We start from the raw sequence: 13,932 nt of genomic DNA, 5'->3' as shown, positions 1-13,932 counted from the left end.
TCACATAGTTGGTGTCTTATGTTTTATTTTGTGCGCTATGTGCACCCTTAATATCTTCACAACATTTCTAGGTTTTTACCTAAATATAAGCGGAAATGCGCTTATAAAGCTTGAGGGTAAAAATACTATCTGATAAGGGGTTTCTTTTACCTTATTTTCCCGCCTAGTGAATTTCTTATCCGTTTAGCGGAGTGATAAAAGATAGACAAGGTAGTATGCAAAGGTAATGGTAGAGCAAAAGTGAGGTAATGCGATAAATCTTTTAAAACTCTGCAAAAATCTGAGCAGAAAATAGCAGAGTTGTACTAATTCTCGTTTATATACAACCAAAGTCTCTCAATAAGGTTGGGCTTGGGTTAGTGTGGTAGTGGGTATATAATCTCGATATTTTTATGTACTTTGTAAATTTTTTGATTTATGCTAACTAGCACAACCCATTGTAAAAAAGGCTTTTCTTGTTCTTAAATTGTGATATTTGTTCAAGCAATGTATTCACACAATCGGTGTGTGCTGAATTGTGTTCATCAAAGAAAAATAACTCTTATTTCAGAGTGCATATGCTAATTCCGCTATACAAGGAGCAGATGGGCAATAATGGAAAAGAAGCCTTACTGAAGTAAGGAAAATAGCAAAGTTTAAATAATATTGCAACTAAAATTATTGGGTAAAAAAGTTGTGGAATTGACAAAGGAAATGCTGAAGGAAATACAAAATAACGCATGTGTTGCAAAAAAGAACTAGATGCTATAATTATAGCAAAAAGCACAATATAATAGCAGCAGCAAAAATATGTTGCATTTTAAGAACGGCACTAACTGCATGGATAAAGCACCTAAAATTTTGAAGAGAAGAAAAATTGTTTATTACACTTCAACGTTGTAGAGAAACTAGATTGAGTCAAAGTCAATTTGAATAAGTTGAAGTATGGATATAAGAAAACCCTAATGTTATCGTTAAAGAAGTGAGAATAATGGTCCAGGAAAAATTTGGCTCGAATATCAGCAGGTCTATAGTATGAACAAGCAAAAAGGAAGAGTTTTTAAAAAAAACTTAATGAGGCTATTGGTAAGTATCCTGAATAAGAGTTATTTATCTTTGATAAATCGCGGTTTAGCATACATTCGGAAGTTAGACACGGGTCATTTAAAAAGGGCGTTAGAACATGGGTTAAAGTGAAATTAGATAGACAAAATTTGTATCTCTACAGTGTAGTTAATCATAGAATGAAAAGAATTCTAGCTTGTTTGCAACCAAACATCAACACTGGTTGTATAAATATGTTTCTTGAATAAGTGTTGCGATATTTAAGAACGCGAGAACCCTTTCTTGTTATGGATTGTGCTAGTTGGCATAAGTCAAAAAATTTAAGAGTACCTAAAAATATCGAGATTATATACCTGCCTATACTCACCAGAGTTTAATCTCCTGTTGAGAGACTTTGGTTGTGTATAAAATAGAACATTTTGCGTAAAAAGTCTGTAATACAATTACTTTGCTTGAGGGCGCTTCATGCAAGTTTATTACCTCTCTATTCTCACTTCACAATTAAACAACTCTGCAATGTCACTTGTTTGATTCACTAATTAATGAGAATTGGTATAAATAGAAAAAAACATAAAGAAACTACACAGAGCTAGTTGTTTATTACCACTTTATTAGTTGGCGTTTTTTTTAATGTTTTTAAGCGCCTAATATGCACGGTTTACAGTGCTAGTTGGTAATATAGACAACAATGTAAAAGATATGAGGTGCACATAGTGTAAAAAATTAAACATGAGAAGCCAAATACGTTAAGTTTTTTTGTCGTTTAATCTGCATAGAGAAGACAAACAATTAGCTCCAGTACTACCCTGGCAAGGGGGCTGGCGAAGTTTGTCAAATGATCTTTGCATTCTTAGTGTATGCTGCTTTTTTTAGTATCTTATTCTAAAAAGGAAAGATATCTGTGAATCAATCCAAGCACATAAGTTTAGTGTTACCGCCAAATGCTGCAGTGTTTATACTTACAACCTTTTCTGTAGAAAAACGCTGCAAATAATGAGGACCTCCAGCTTTCGGTCCAGTACCGGATAGCCCTCTACCGCCAAATGGTTGCACGCCAACTGCTGCACCTATTTGATTGCGGTTGATGTATACATTTCCAACTGATATTTTTTTGCTTATTGAATCGATTTGATTTTGTATGCGGCTCTGCAAAGAAAAAGTGAGCCCATATCCTGTGTTATTTATATCACTTACAACTTCATTTAATTGTAACTTATTAAAACGTATGATATGCAAAATAGGGCCAAACACTTCTTGCTTTAATTGCGAAATTTTTTGTATCTCATAAATATATGGAGAAAAGAAATGACCGTTATAAGAATTTGTATCCATAGGTACCTTGGATAAAAGGCTTGAATCCCTATCCCCTGACATTTTCTCTGTATATTTAGTCAGTGCATCAATAGATGTTTTGTCGATTATTGGACCAATATCAGTGCTAAGTTGTATTGGATCACCAACCTTTAGTTCTTGAGCTGCATCACATATCATTTTTATCTGTTTTTCTGCTATATCTTCTTGAATAAATAGCACCCTAAGCGCAGAACAACGTTGGCCTGCGCTGCGAAATGCAGAAAGTAGAACATCTATAGTCACTTGTCCCAAGAGAGCAGAGCTGTCAATAACCATAGCATTTAATCCACTAGTTTCAGCAATAAATGGCACAATGGGACCGCTCCTGCTGGCAAGCATTCTATTAATTATTTGAGCAGTTTGTGTTGAACCAGTAAAAGCTACACCAGAGATTCTATTATCTGGCACTAGTGTTTTACCTAGGTATTGACCATCTCCTGGGATAAGATGCAGTACATCTTTTGGTATCCCAGCTTCATGTAATACCTTAACAGCTTCATAGGCAATAATCGGCGTTTGCTCTGCTGGTTTTGCCAATACTGCATTACCTGCTGCAAGTGCAGCTGAAACCTGCCCAATGAAGATAGCAAGTGGAAAATTCCATGGTGATATGCATAAGAAAACCCCTCTACCTTCAAAAAAGATAAAGTTATCTTCGCCTGTCGTGCCTGGCAGCTTTTTCCAATTATTCAGTTCATTTTTTGCTATTATTGCATAATAACGCAAAAAATCTACTGCTTTTCTTACTTCTGCTATTGCGTCGGATAGAATTTTCCCTGCCTCCACGATTAGAATGTAAATCAATTCTTTCATCTTTTCTTCAAGCAAATCTGCAGCTTTTTCAAGATGCTCAGCACGCTTTCTTGCTGAAATATTCTGCCATTTAATAAAGGCACTATGGGCTACTTCAAGAGCATTTAAAGCCTGATCGCTCATTGTATTTGATACTTCCCCGATTACGTTTTCCAAGTGTGCTGGGTTAACCACTTCAGTAAATTTAGCACTATCAAACAGCGATTCTCCATTGATTATTGGTCCAACCTGCCATTTCTTCCCACTTAATTCTTTTATATCATTTGCAAATTGTGAGACTGTAACTGAATCGCCAATATCCATTCCTAAGGAATTTTTTCTTTCCTCTCCAAAAATATCTTGTGGTAATGGAATACTTGAGTGAGGTTCGTATTCTAAGCTTTTAGCCTTTTCTAATGGATCTGAAACTAATTCCTCAATTTTAACATCGGAATCATTTATTTGGTTGACAAGTGAGCTATTAGCTCCGTTTTCAAGAAGGCGCCTGATAAGGTATGGCAATAAATCACTATGTTTACCAACAGGTGCATATATACGGCAGTTGATACTTATTGCAAGTTCTGACATTGCATAACCATATAAATTCTTGCCCATTCCATGTAAGCGTTGAAACTCAAATCCAGGATGGTTTTTATCAGCGAGCTCTACTATAGTAGCAAAAGTATAAGCATTATGAGTTCCAAAACATGGGTAAAAGTGACTTGCTTTGCTCAAAAGTTTTTGAGCACAGGCAAGGTAGCATACGTCAGTATAACTTTTCCTAGTAAACACTGGGTAACTACTTAACCCTAACTCTTGTGTGCGCTTGATTTCTGAGTCCCAATATGCTCCTTTCACAAGCCTTACCATGATTTTATGCTTTGATCGAATAGCAACATCCTCAACAAAGTCAAGAACAGATAAAGCACGTTTTTGATACGCTTGAACAGCCAAGCCAAGTCCTTCCCACTGCGAAAGTGATTCATCGAGACGCAATTGCTCAAATAAAACTAATGACATCTCAAGTCTTTCTGACTCTTCTGCATCTATACATAATGAAATATTGTACTTTTTTGCTTCATGACAGAGTTCCAATACTTTATTTCTCAGTTCTTTGGCTATATTACCGAATTGACAGAATTCATAACGCGGATGCAATGAAGACAACTTGATTGAAATTCCATGTGACTTAAAGCAATCACTTGTGTCAGTAGATTCACCTATAGCTTTTATTGCATGCATATATGAATTAAAATATTCTTCTGCATTCTCGGCTGTGTGAGTAGTTTCACCAAGTATACTAAAAGAGCATAAAAATTTGCTATGGCTATCTGACCTTATGCTTTCTAATGCTTCTTCTATAGTTTCTCCAACAACAAAGTGCTTACCAAGCATTAGCATTGCTTGCTTCACTGCTTTGCGAATTATTGGCTCTCCTAAGTTTTTGAGTAGTTTAGAAATTACGTGATAGAATTTCGGATCTTCTCCATTGGCTCTTAATATACTGCTTCCTATCATTAAGCTCCATGTAGAAGCATTAACAAACAATGAAGAAGAACGCCCTAAGTGTTTACCCCATTCTTGATTGGTAATTTTATCTTTGATTAGTTCGTCTATTGTATAATCATCTGGTATTCTAAGTAGTGACTCAGCAAGACACATTAACGCTATTCCTTCGTCGTTGGAAAGTGAATACTGCTGCATAAAGGAATCTACGATATCTAATTTGCTACCTTTGATTTTTTCAACAACTTGTTTTGCAACATTGTAAATCCTATTTTTCGAATCAGCAGAAAGCTCTATTTTTTCTACAAGATAACGTGCATAGCTTTTTTCATCAGTACGATAAAATCCCTGTAAACGTTTTCTTAATTCGTTAGGTTCTTGTATAGAGCTGATCATATGTAATTATCTACAAAACACCCTTTACTATATGTAAGTTAGAATTATACCATAACTTCGTGTAGAATAAATTATTATTTATACAAAGAGCCAGAACCTACTAAAAAAAGCCTAGTATTTACTGTGATAACTTAACTAAGTTAAGAGGACTGTGCAAGTATGTAACTTAACACCCCACCGCTCATCAAGTATTTCACCTCAGTTGCAGTTTGTACACAGCACTTTAGTTGAATTGATTGCTTTGAATTGTCTTTTCTTTTTATGATACATTCTAGATTTCCACTTGGCACTATTTTACCCTTTATGCTTATGGTCTCACTACTATCAAATATCTTTCTGGTTACTCCGCTTTGAAATATAAGCGGAAGAACACCCATGCCAACCAAGTTTGACCTGTGTATGCGTTCGAAGCTCTCTGCGATCACAGCTTTAATTCCTAGCAATAAAGTGCCCTTTGCTGCCCAATCTCTGCTTGAACCCGTGCCATATTCTTTTCCTGCAATAACAACTAATAGAACAGCTTCTTTCTTGTAGCGCATTGCTGCGTCAAAAATTGACATAGTCTCTTGAGAAGGGATATGTTTTGTATAGCCGCCTTCATTGCTAATCATTTCGTTTTTTATTCTGGTGTTAGCAAAGGTCCCACGCATCATCACGTTGTGGTTACCACGACGAGACCCATATGAATTGAAATCCTGTGGTTCGATTCCAAGATTTTTTAAATATATACCTGCAGGACTATTTGAAGCAATATTTCCAGCAGGGGAAATGTGGTCTGTGGTTACACTATCGCCAAACATTGCTAATATTCGTGCATTTTTTATGTTAATTACATTATCTTCATTATTTCCAGTTAATAAATCATTAAAATAAGGAGGATTCTGTATGTAAGTGCTTTTCGTATCCCAGTTATAGGTTTCGCTCCTCTCACACTTTATCTTTTGCCAATGTTCATCACCAGAAAAAACATCCTTATACTTTTGTATGAACATTTCACGCGTTACAGTACTTTTAACGTAGTCCTCAATTTCATTGTTTGTTGGCCATATATCTTTGAGATAGATATTATTTCCATTTTTGTCTTTGCATATAGAATCTTTTGTTAGATCAATTCGCACAGTACCTGCAAGTGCGTACACAACAACAAGTGGCGGAGATGCTAAGTAATTAGCTTTGACTAAAGGATGGATTCTGCCTTCAAAATTACGATTACCAGATAAAACCGCAGCAACGGTTAAATTTTTGTTTTTAATATTATCCTCTATATCTTTATTAAGTGGACCGGTATTTCCAATACAAGTTGTACAACCGTACCCAACCAAATTAAAGCCTAGAGTATTTAGATCTTTCTGTAATCCTGATTTTTCTAAATATTCTGTTACAACTTGTGATCCCGGGGCAAGAGAGGTTTTAACCCAAGGTTTTGATTTTATTCCAAGTTTTATTGCATTACGTGCTATAAGACCAGCAGCAATCATTAAACTTGGATTTGAAGTATTGGTGCAGCTTGTTATCGCGGCGATAACTACACTTTCATTTTGAAGCTTATCATTTTTCTTGGATTCATTAACTGAAAATGATGTAGAAAAGGACTCTGCTACTTGTGAGAGAGAAATCTTGTCTTGTGGTCTCTTGGGACCAGCTATCACTGGCTCCACGCTTGATAAGTCAAGCTCCAATATGTTGAAAAAAGCTAATTCTTCGCTGCTGCGCCACAGTCCTTGCTCTTTTGCATAGGCTTCAACTAACTTAATTAACTCTTCTGGTCTTCCTGTTAAGCTTAAATAATTTAGTGTTTTCTGATCGATGGGGAAAAATCCACAGGTTGCACCATACTCTGGAGCCATGTTAGCTATAGTTGCCCTATCTGCCAAGGGTAGGTAATCTAAAGCATCACCATAAAATTCTACAAACTTACCAACAACGCCCTTTGCTCTTAAGATATTTGTAATTGTTAGCACTAGATCAGTTGCAGTTACTCCCTCTGAAAGCCTTCCCATTAATTTAAATCCTACTACCTCTGGAATCACCATGCTAATTGGTTGCCCAAGCATTACGGACTCAGCTTCTATCCCACCAACGCCCCAACCAAGAACCGATAAACCATTGACCATTGTAGTATGGCTGTCTGTACCTACTAAGGTGTCAGGATACGCAACTCCACTTTTGTTGCATATAACTTGCGCTAAATATTCGAGGTTCACTTGGTGACAAATTCCTGTACCAGGTGGCACTACTCTAAAATTTGTGAACGATGATTCTCCCCACTTTAAAAATTGATATCTCTCCAAATTTCTTTTTATTTCGAGTTCAATGTTTTTACTAAATGCGGAAGTGTTTCCATAACTATCTACTTGAACAGAATGATCTATCACAAGATCAACAGGTACAGATGGATTGATCTTACTTGGATCACCTCCATTTTTTTTTACATAACTACGCACTGAAGCTAAATCAACAATGGCAGGAACTCCTGTAAAATCCTGCATTAATACCCTTGCTGGTTTATAGCTAATTTCGTGATTGACGTGTTTCTTGACACAACTTGCTAGTGTTTTTATGTCATCTAACTTTACATTCACTCCATCTTCATTGCGCAATAAATTTTCAAGCAATACTTTAAGTGAACAAGGCAATTTGGTCAGGTCTATTCCTAAAAATTTACCAGCAGCGTTAAGACTGAAATAGCTATATGACTTCCCGCTGATGTTTAAAGTTGTTTTTGAATTTAAAGAGTTGCTCATCTTACATAACCATTATTTGAATGAAAAGTATCCATTTCCCACAATAATGTCATTCCGATGTCATGTACATGGTTGTATAAATTCTCTGTGTTGCAGTAAAATAGTAAATGTGCAGCATTAACCACCCTTACACTAGAATGACAAAAATAGTGTTGTATCAGTTGAAATTTTCATTACTAGCATTGTTTTCTTGTCGTCGATATTGCTGTTCATACATAGCTTCAAAATCTATAGGGTCTAACATAAGTGGGGGGAATCCACCACTGCTTGTAACTCTTGCAATTAATTCTCGTGCGAAAGGGAAAAGAAAAGTAGGACCGCCAATAAATAAGGCTCGATTTACCTCTTCTGTGCTCAACTCTGCAAAGTTTTCTATTGAAAAAATACCACAATATTTTGTTTCACAAATAAAAGCAATACCATCTTTTATGTTTTCATCTTTTACCATTGCTTTAGCTTCTATATGCAAAGTAATTTCATGGAAAGATTTTTCTTCGCTTCCTCCTTTTTTGCCTTCAGATCCTTTCAGTTTCACTGAATTGATATTAACCATTACGTCAATATTAGGGACTTCTTTTGGAGAAAGAAATGGTGAATTTGGGTTTTCGAGTGATAGATCCTTAATATATTGACTGTGAATTCTCATTTTTTGTTGTGACACTTCTTACGTCTCCTTATAATTAAGTTGAAACATTTAATGCTTTCTTGTACAATAGAGCATTTACAAGTTAATAGCAAATCTAATTATAGAGTGGTACAGGATAGGCACATCTTCATTAACAACTAATAATGTGAGTATTTTATATACTAAGGAGTTGAGTTACTATGATAGAGCTCGTAATATATGCTTTACTAGCTGCATTCGTTTTTTCACGTTTATACAATTCTTTCGGAAGATCAACAAGCCTCAACTTAAAAAAACTGACTAATGTACTAGATATAAGCCAAGTTAGGGAAGATGTAGTAGAGAATATTGAAGATTATATTGATAGCAATGATAAAGATCCGATAAAAGCTACTTACGAGCAGGTGTTACAAAAAAACAAAGATTTCTCTATTTCCCATTTTATAGAAGGTTCAAGCTTAGCTTTCGAATTAATAATAAAATATTTCAACCAAGGGAATTTATCTCAATTAAAGCCTCTCTTAGACAAAGACTTATATAACAGCTTTGCAGGGAAGATTAAACAACGCAAAGAGGTATATGAGTCTATAATTGTTTCTATCGTTTCACAAAAGATTTTAGAAATAAAACTGGTAAAAAACGTAGTATTTATTGTAGTATATTTCCTTTCAGAGCAAATTAATTTTGTTAAGAACGACAAGGGGGATATTATATCAGGTAGCACATCCACTATCAATAAAGTTGAGGATATATGGCAATTTAAAAAGAATGTTACTTCATCAAACCCAAACTGGTTGCTTACTTCCATAAACTATAAAAAAGCGGATGATGATAAAATGAGCGGAAAGTATGATTAACTTTATTTAACGTGGAAAATAAATTACGCGAAATAGTACTTGATACTGAAACAACTGGCCTTGACATTGAATCCGGTCATCGCATTATCGAAATAGGATGTGTAGAGTTAATTAACCGTATTCTAACAGGCAAAGTATTTCATAAGTATCTTAATCCGGAAAGAGATATACCTTACCACTCATTTAAAATTCACGGCATCAGTGAAGAATTTTTGGAAGATAAACCTTTATTTTCAGATGTTGCATTTGAATTTCTTGATTTCATATCTGGTGATGTTTTAATAATTCACAACGCTGAATTTGATGTTAAGTTCCTTAACATGGAGTTAGGCAAGCTGAACGCTGGGTTAATTTCTTCAGATAGAGTGCTAGATACATTGCCGCTTGCAAGAAAAAAGTTTATAGGGTCACCTGCTTCTTTAAGTGCATTATGTAAGCGTTTTGATATATCGTTAGAGGATAGAAAGTTGCACGGAGCGCTCACTGATGCTAAATTGCTTGCAAAGGTGTATGTTGAGCTTACAGGAGGACTACAAACTTTTCTGTTTGACAATGAGTGCAAGCAAGATCACAACTCTACATTCATTCAGCATAAAGCGTGTAACTTAACTTGCAGAGAACATTCACCAAGTAATGAAGAAATTAATGAGCATAGGAAATTGTTAGATAGGATTGACAATCCACTTTGGAAAGAACTTATTGAATAATTTAACTAATAAAGATATAATCTTATTTTATCCAAGGAAGGTGTTCTAATGATAAGGTTTGTAAGGTTATTATCTAGTGTACTAGTAGCATTGTCAGTAGTTTTTCTCGGTTATTGTTATTTCACTAAAAAAGGCATATTTGCTCCAGCAGTGACTCACAACGTAGGAGTTAAAATAAGCGGAGATTTTTCTTTAATTAATCAAGATGGACAGGTTATACACAGTAGTGATTTTAAAGATAAGTATATGATGATTTTCTTTGGGTTTTCTTCATGTAAAAAAGTTTGTCCTATGAATCTTGGGATAATTTCAGAAATACTTGCAAAACTAGATAAGAAAATCAATGACAAGCTACAAACATTTTTCATAACAGTTGACCCTGAACGCGATAGCAAAGAAAGACTCAAAGAATTTCAGCAGCAATTTGACCATAGGATACAAATGTTAACTGGTAAAAGAAAAAAAATAGATGAGGTAATTGCAAGTTATAAAGTATACACCAGCAAAGTTGGTGGAGAAGAGGAAATCAATCATTCTTCAATAATGTACCTAATTGGTCCTGGGGGAGAGTATGTTGCACACTTTGTAGCTGATCTAAATTCAGATGAAAGTCAATCGGATAAAATCGCAGCTGAGATTAAAAAATATATAAATGAATTGTAGATTCCTTCCGCCTGGAATATCACCACTTGCAAATCAAATATTCTTGTAGATCAACTAGTGGCTTCTTTTTTGAGTTATGTAATTTCAGCTTAAAGAAAATCAGTAGATTCAGCTATTAGTACCAATTCTCATTATTAATATCTAAAATAGGTGACATTGCAAAGTTGTTTAATTGCAGGGTGAGAAAGAGAGGTAATAAATTTGCACAAAGCGCTCTTAGGTAAAGTAATTATATTACAGACTTTATTACGTAAAACGTTTTGTTTTCATATATAACTAAAACTCTCAATAGGATTGAGCTTAGATGAGTATGGTAGTAGGTATACAATCTCGATATTTTAAGTACCTAAATTTTTTGACTTATGTAAATTAGCATAATCCATGATAAGGAAAGCTTCTTGCATTCTTAAATATTGTAACATTTGTTCAAAGAAATATATTTATACAATCAGTGTTGACATTCGGTACAAATAAGCTAGAACTCTCTCCATTTCTATAATTAACTACACTGTAGAGAAAAAATTTGCCTACCTAATTTTACTTTAACCTGTGTTCTAACGCCCTTCTAAAACCACCCGTATCCAACTTTCGAATGTATTAAACTGATTCATCAAAGAAAAATAACTCTTGTTATTGGCTAGGATACTTACCAATAGTGCCTCATTAAGTTTTTTAACTCTTCTCCTGTATACCTTTATCTTGTTCATCATACATTGGTCTTGGCGTAATAACAAGGTACTGTAGACTTGCTAACATTCAAGCCAAATTTTCCTATATTCTTATTCTCATTTCTTTAATGGTAATATTGGGGTTTTCTTGTATCCATAATCAACTTATTCAAATTGACTCTAATTCAATTTGGTTTTTCTACGGTGTTGAGAGAGAGTAAACAATTTTTCTTTTCTTTCAAATTTTAGGTGCTTTGTCCATGTAGTTAGTGCTGTTCTTTTTGAAATGCAATATACTTTTGCTACAGCTGTTATACTGTGTTTTTTTGCTGCAATTACAGCATTTTTTCCATTATTGTATATTCGTTCCTTACTCTATGGTAAAGTGACTGGCAAGGTTTGTTAAGTAGTTTTTTGCATTTCTATAAGCTACTGACATCGTTTTGTGAAATTACTCGCGTAAGATTTCGGACGTCTCTTAACATCTTTTGGCATTTCAATTATATATTTTACGCTGCACTTTTTTGCATATAACACTGCTTTTTCAAGGGTATCAAACTTTATTACGATCTGTTTTTTTGGGTTTTTTGAGCCAACCCATCCCATCAGAGGTTCAATATAGTAAGACTCGGGCTCAATTTTTAGGTGCCAAAAACGTGTATTACCCAAACCAGACTGTGTTGCAGTTCTTGTTGGTTTATAAATCCTAAAAATTATTTTATCATCAACGTTCATAGTTCTTATTAAGTAAATTGAAATATATCTCTAAATAAATCCTTGCGCAAGCGATTAGTGCGATTTACCTTTCTCTATTGCATCAATATAGTTTTTACAAATTAAAAAATTAGTGTTAAATAGGAGTATAAATACAAAAAGAAAAGAAATGATTGAACTTAAAGGTCCAGAGATTTGCACAGATGGAAGTAAGAAAAATTTGGTTATTTGTTTGCATGGCTGGGGCTCAAGTGGCGATAACTTCATTCATCTTGCTAAAGTTATGAGTAAGTCTTTACCCAATTCATGTTTTATAGCACCTAATGCTCCTTCTGAAAGAGAAATAGGCGAAGGTTACCAATGGTTTAGCTTGGAAGATTGTAGTGAGGAAGTGTTATACAATGGAGTAAAGAGTGCTGCATCAATAGTAAATCATTTTATTGACAAGAAGTTAAAAGAGTTTAGTTTGAAAGATACACAACTTTCTTTAGTTGGATTTTCTCAAGGAGCAATGCTTGCAATACATGCAGCTCTTACCCGCTCTCAGTGTTGTGCATCAGTTATTGCATATTCTGGTAGGTTTCTTTCACCTTTAAGAGTTGCGCCTAAGATCAAATCAAGGCCTAACATGTGTATTATCCACGGTGACACTGATGACGTAGTACCTTTCTCTTCTCTTGATTTGGCGGTAAAAGCCCTGAAGGAAAATGGGATAAATGTTGAAGGGCACCCAATTCGTGCACTGGGACATGTTATTAATGAAGAAGGGATAAAATTAGGTGTAGAATTTATTAAGAAAAATTTCAAAGAATAGTTTCTATGCACTTATTTTGCTTTAGTTGTGGGTATGTAGCTGGGTTTCTATAAAAAAAGTTAATGAGTTTAGGTTGGAAAATTAGCAGTACTTCAAGAAATGAAGACATACATAACATCAATTTTTTCAATTACTACAAGGTAAATAAGGATGCGTTTCAAGATGTAACGCGCGTTTTAGTTTTTCGTTAACCAGATGGTAATGGTGTACTGGAGAGATATGGTCATTACTTTCAAAATACCAAGTAGCTTAGGCTATTTACCTGCACTAGTGTCTATGTGGTTATGCTGGTAACTCTGGGTTACAGAAAAATCTGAAATAAAACCTATAGAAAGCAAGAAGCCGCCTTAGGACTGAAAAAAGTGGCTGAATAGTAAGTTGCCTATACACATTTTTCGCTTAGCTGAAATATAGGCCCTAGTAGAAACGTGCTAGTTGATTTATAGTTTAATAAAGCAAGAAATGTACAGAAGGACATTTTTTTTCTCGTATTCACGTTGCAGACATATCAAATATCCTGTTTTCTTCCATGCAAAATGTGAAGCTTGGTGAAATATACAATTGTGTAGAGGATTTGCCTGCTACGTAATCTGAAGTGATAGCATATGCAGCTGAGCTTTTAAATGTTAGTGCTCTAGAGCTAGTAGAGATTTCCTTTCCTGTTTGATTATGCATAGAGTTTTTATTTGGGCTCGAAAAAAGTAAGTAATGTTAAAATAAAAGAGATCTTGGTATTTCTCTAGTTTATCCTAACTATTAAGGTGGAGTTGGGAAGCTTAGTTCTTTAATCAATGAACTCTTGAGAAGAGTAAAGGCTTTCTTCCATCAGCATCTTAACACTTTTATCGTCTTCTATAGTTGGTAGACGAATAGTACTAATTCTCATTGTTAGTGGTACCAATTCCCATTGCACAGGGAACAGATAGACAGTAATGGAAAAGAAGCCATGCTGAAGTAAATAAAATAGCGAGGTTTAAATGGTATTGAAATCAAAATTATTGCATGAAAGAGTCGTGGAATTAGCAAGAGAAATGCTGGAGAAAGTGCAA

General features: G+C 34.7%; 10 protein-coding genes and 1 pseudogene. 6 read left to right on the top strand and 5 right to left on the bottom strand.

Annotated elements, in window-relative coordinates; all coding sequences use genetic code 11:
- Nucleotides 1-693: 693 nt before the first annotated feature.
- A pseudogene (locus GO684_RS05970) lies at nucleotides 694-1,583 on the top strand (IS630 family transposase).
- Nucleotides 1,584-1,950: 367 nt separating this feature from the next.
- On the opposite strand, the gene putA reads toward GO684_RS05970, so the two are convergent.
- The 3 genes from putA to secB all read right to left on the bottom strand — a co-directional run bounded on the left by putA (nucleotide 1,951) and on the right by secB (nucleotide 8,496).
- On the bottom strand, nucleotides 1,951-5,091 hold the full coding sequence (gene putA / locus GO684_RS01650) for a bifunctional proline dehydrogenase/L-glutamate gamma-semialdehyde dehydrogenase PutA (protein WP_175938356.1): 3,141 nt from the start codon (nucleotides 5,089-5,091) through the stop codon (nucleotides 1,951-1,953).
- Between the two features lie 140 nt (nucleotides 5,092-5,231).
- Nucleotides 5,232-7,835 carry an aconitate hydratase AcnA gene (gene acnA / locus GO684_RS01645; protein WP_175938354.1) on the bottom strand — a complete coding sequence of 868 codons (2,604 nt, stop codon included), beginning with the start codon at nucleotides 7,833-7,835 and terminating at the stop codon, nucleotides 5,232-5,234.
- 157 nt (nucleotides 7,836-7,992) lie between these two features.
- Nucleotides 7,993-8,496 (bottom strand): protein-export chaperone SecB, encoded by a 504-nt coding sequence (gene secB, locus GO684_RS01640; protein WP_175938352.1) that lies wholly within the window; start codon nucleotides 8,494-8,496, stop codon nucleotides 7,993-7,995.
- A 164-nt stretch (nucleotides 8,497-8,660) separates the two neighbouring features.
- Between secB and GO684_RS01635 the strand changes: the two genes are divergently transcribed.
- From GO684_RS01635 to GO684_RS01625, 3 genes are read left to right on the top strand one after another with little or no spacing between them, the layout of a single operon-like run.
- Complete coding sequence (locus GO684_RS01635) at nucleotides 8,661-9,317, top strand: Tim44/TimA family putative adaptor protein (protein WP_175938350.1); 657 nt, start codon at nucleotides 8,661-8,663, stop codon at nucleotides 9,315-9,317.
- An 11-nt stretch (nucleotides 9,318-9,328) separates the two neighbouring features.
- Nucleotides 9,329-10,024 carry a DNA polymerase III subunit epsilon gene (gene dnaQ, locus GO684_RS01630; RefSeq protein WP_175938348.1) on the top strand — a complete coding sequence of 232 codons (696 nt, stop codon included), beginning with the start codon at nucleotides 9,329-9,331 and terminating at the stop codon, nucleotides 10,022-10,024.
- A 48-nt stretch (nucleotides 10,025-10,072) separates the two neighbouring features.
- Entirely contained in the window at nucleotides 10,073-10,687 is a 615-nt protein-coding gene (locus GO684_RS01625; protein WP_175938347.1) for an SCO family protein, read from the top strand.
- Nucleotides 10,688-11,241: 554 nt separating this feature from the next.
- Here the strand turns inward: GO684_RS01625 and GO684_RS01620 are convergent.
- Both GO684_RS01620 and GO684_RS01615 read right to left on the bottom strand, forming a co-directional pair.
- Entirely contained in the window at nucleotides 11,242-11,394 is a 153-nt protein-coding gene (locus GO684_RS01620) for a hypothetical protein (RefSeq protein ID WP_175938344.1), read from the bottom strand.
- 390 nt (nucleotides 11,395-11,784) lie between these two features.
- Nucleotides 11,785-12,090 (bottom strand): NADH dehydrogenase ubiquinone Fe-S protein 4, encoded by a 306-nt coding sequence (locus GO684_RS01615; RefSeq protein WP_175938342.1) that lies wholly within the window; start codon nucleotides 12,088-12,090, stop codon nucleotides 11,785-11,787.
- A gap of 148 nt (nucleotides 12,091-12,238) precedes the next feature.
- On the opposite strand from GO684_RS01615, the gene GO684_RS01610 reads away from it, so the two are divergent.
- Together GO684_RS01610 and GO684_RS05520 are read left to right on the top strand one after the other, a co-directional pair.
- Nucleotides 12,239-12,883 carry an alpha/beta hydrolase gene (locus tag GO684_RS01610; protein ID WP_175938418.1) on the top strand — a complete coding sequence of 215 codons (645 nt, stop codon included), beginning with the start codon at nucleotides 12,239-12,241 and terminating at the stop codon, nucleotides 12,881-12,883.
- Between the two features lie 62 nt (nucleotides 12,884-12,945).
- Nucleotides 12,946-13,074 carry a hypothetical protein gene (locus tag GO684_RS05520; protein WP_255419641.1) on the top strand — a complete coding sequence of 43 codons (129 nt, stop codon included), beginning with the start codon at nucleotides 12,946-12,948 and terminating at the stop codon, nucleotides 13,072-13,074.
- Nucleotides 13,075-13,932 lie beyond the last annotated feature (858 nt).

It is taken from the genome of Wolbachia endosymbiont of Litomosoides brasiliensis (assembly GCF_013366805.1).
Taxonomy (GTDB): Bacteria; Pseudomonadota; Alphaproteobacteria; order Rickettsiales; family Anaplasmataceae; genus Wolbachia.
This window is presented reverse-complemented; position numbering and strand designations above follow the sequence as displayed.

Coding starts and splice junctions, on each gene's coding strand:
- GO684_RS01610 (WP_175938418.1), top strand. CDS start 12,239: ATGATTGAACTTAAAGGTCCAGAGATTTGCACAGATGGAAGTAAGAAA.
- GO684_RS01625 (WP_175938347.1), top strand. CDS start 10,073: ATGATAAGGTTTGTAAGGTTATTATCTAGTGTACTAGTAGCATTGTCA.
- GO684_RS01620 (WP_175938344.1), bottom strand. CDS start 11,394: ATGAACAAGATAAAGGTATACAGGAGAAGAGTTAAAAAACTTAATGAG.
- putA (WP_175938356.1), bottom strand. CDS start 5,091: ATGATCAGCTCTATACAAGAACCTAACGAATTAAGAAAACGTTTACAG.
- acnA (WP_175938354.1), bottom strand. CDS start 7,835: ATGAGCAACTCTTTAAATTCAAAAACAACTTTAAACATCAGCGGGAAG.
- GO684_RS05520 (WP_255419641.1), top strand. CDS start 12,946: ATGAGTTTAGGTTGGAAAATTAGCAGTACTTCAAGAAATGAAGACATA.
- GO684_RS01635 (WP_175938350.1), top strand. CDS start 8,661: ATGATAGAGCTCGTAATATATGCTTTACTAGCTGCATTCGTTTTTTCA.
- GO684_RS01615 (WP_175938342.1), bottom strand. CDS start 12,090: ATGAACGTTGATGATAAAATAATTTTTAGGATTTATAAACCAACAAGA.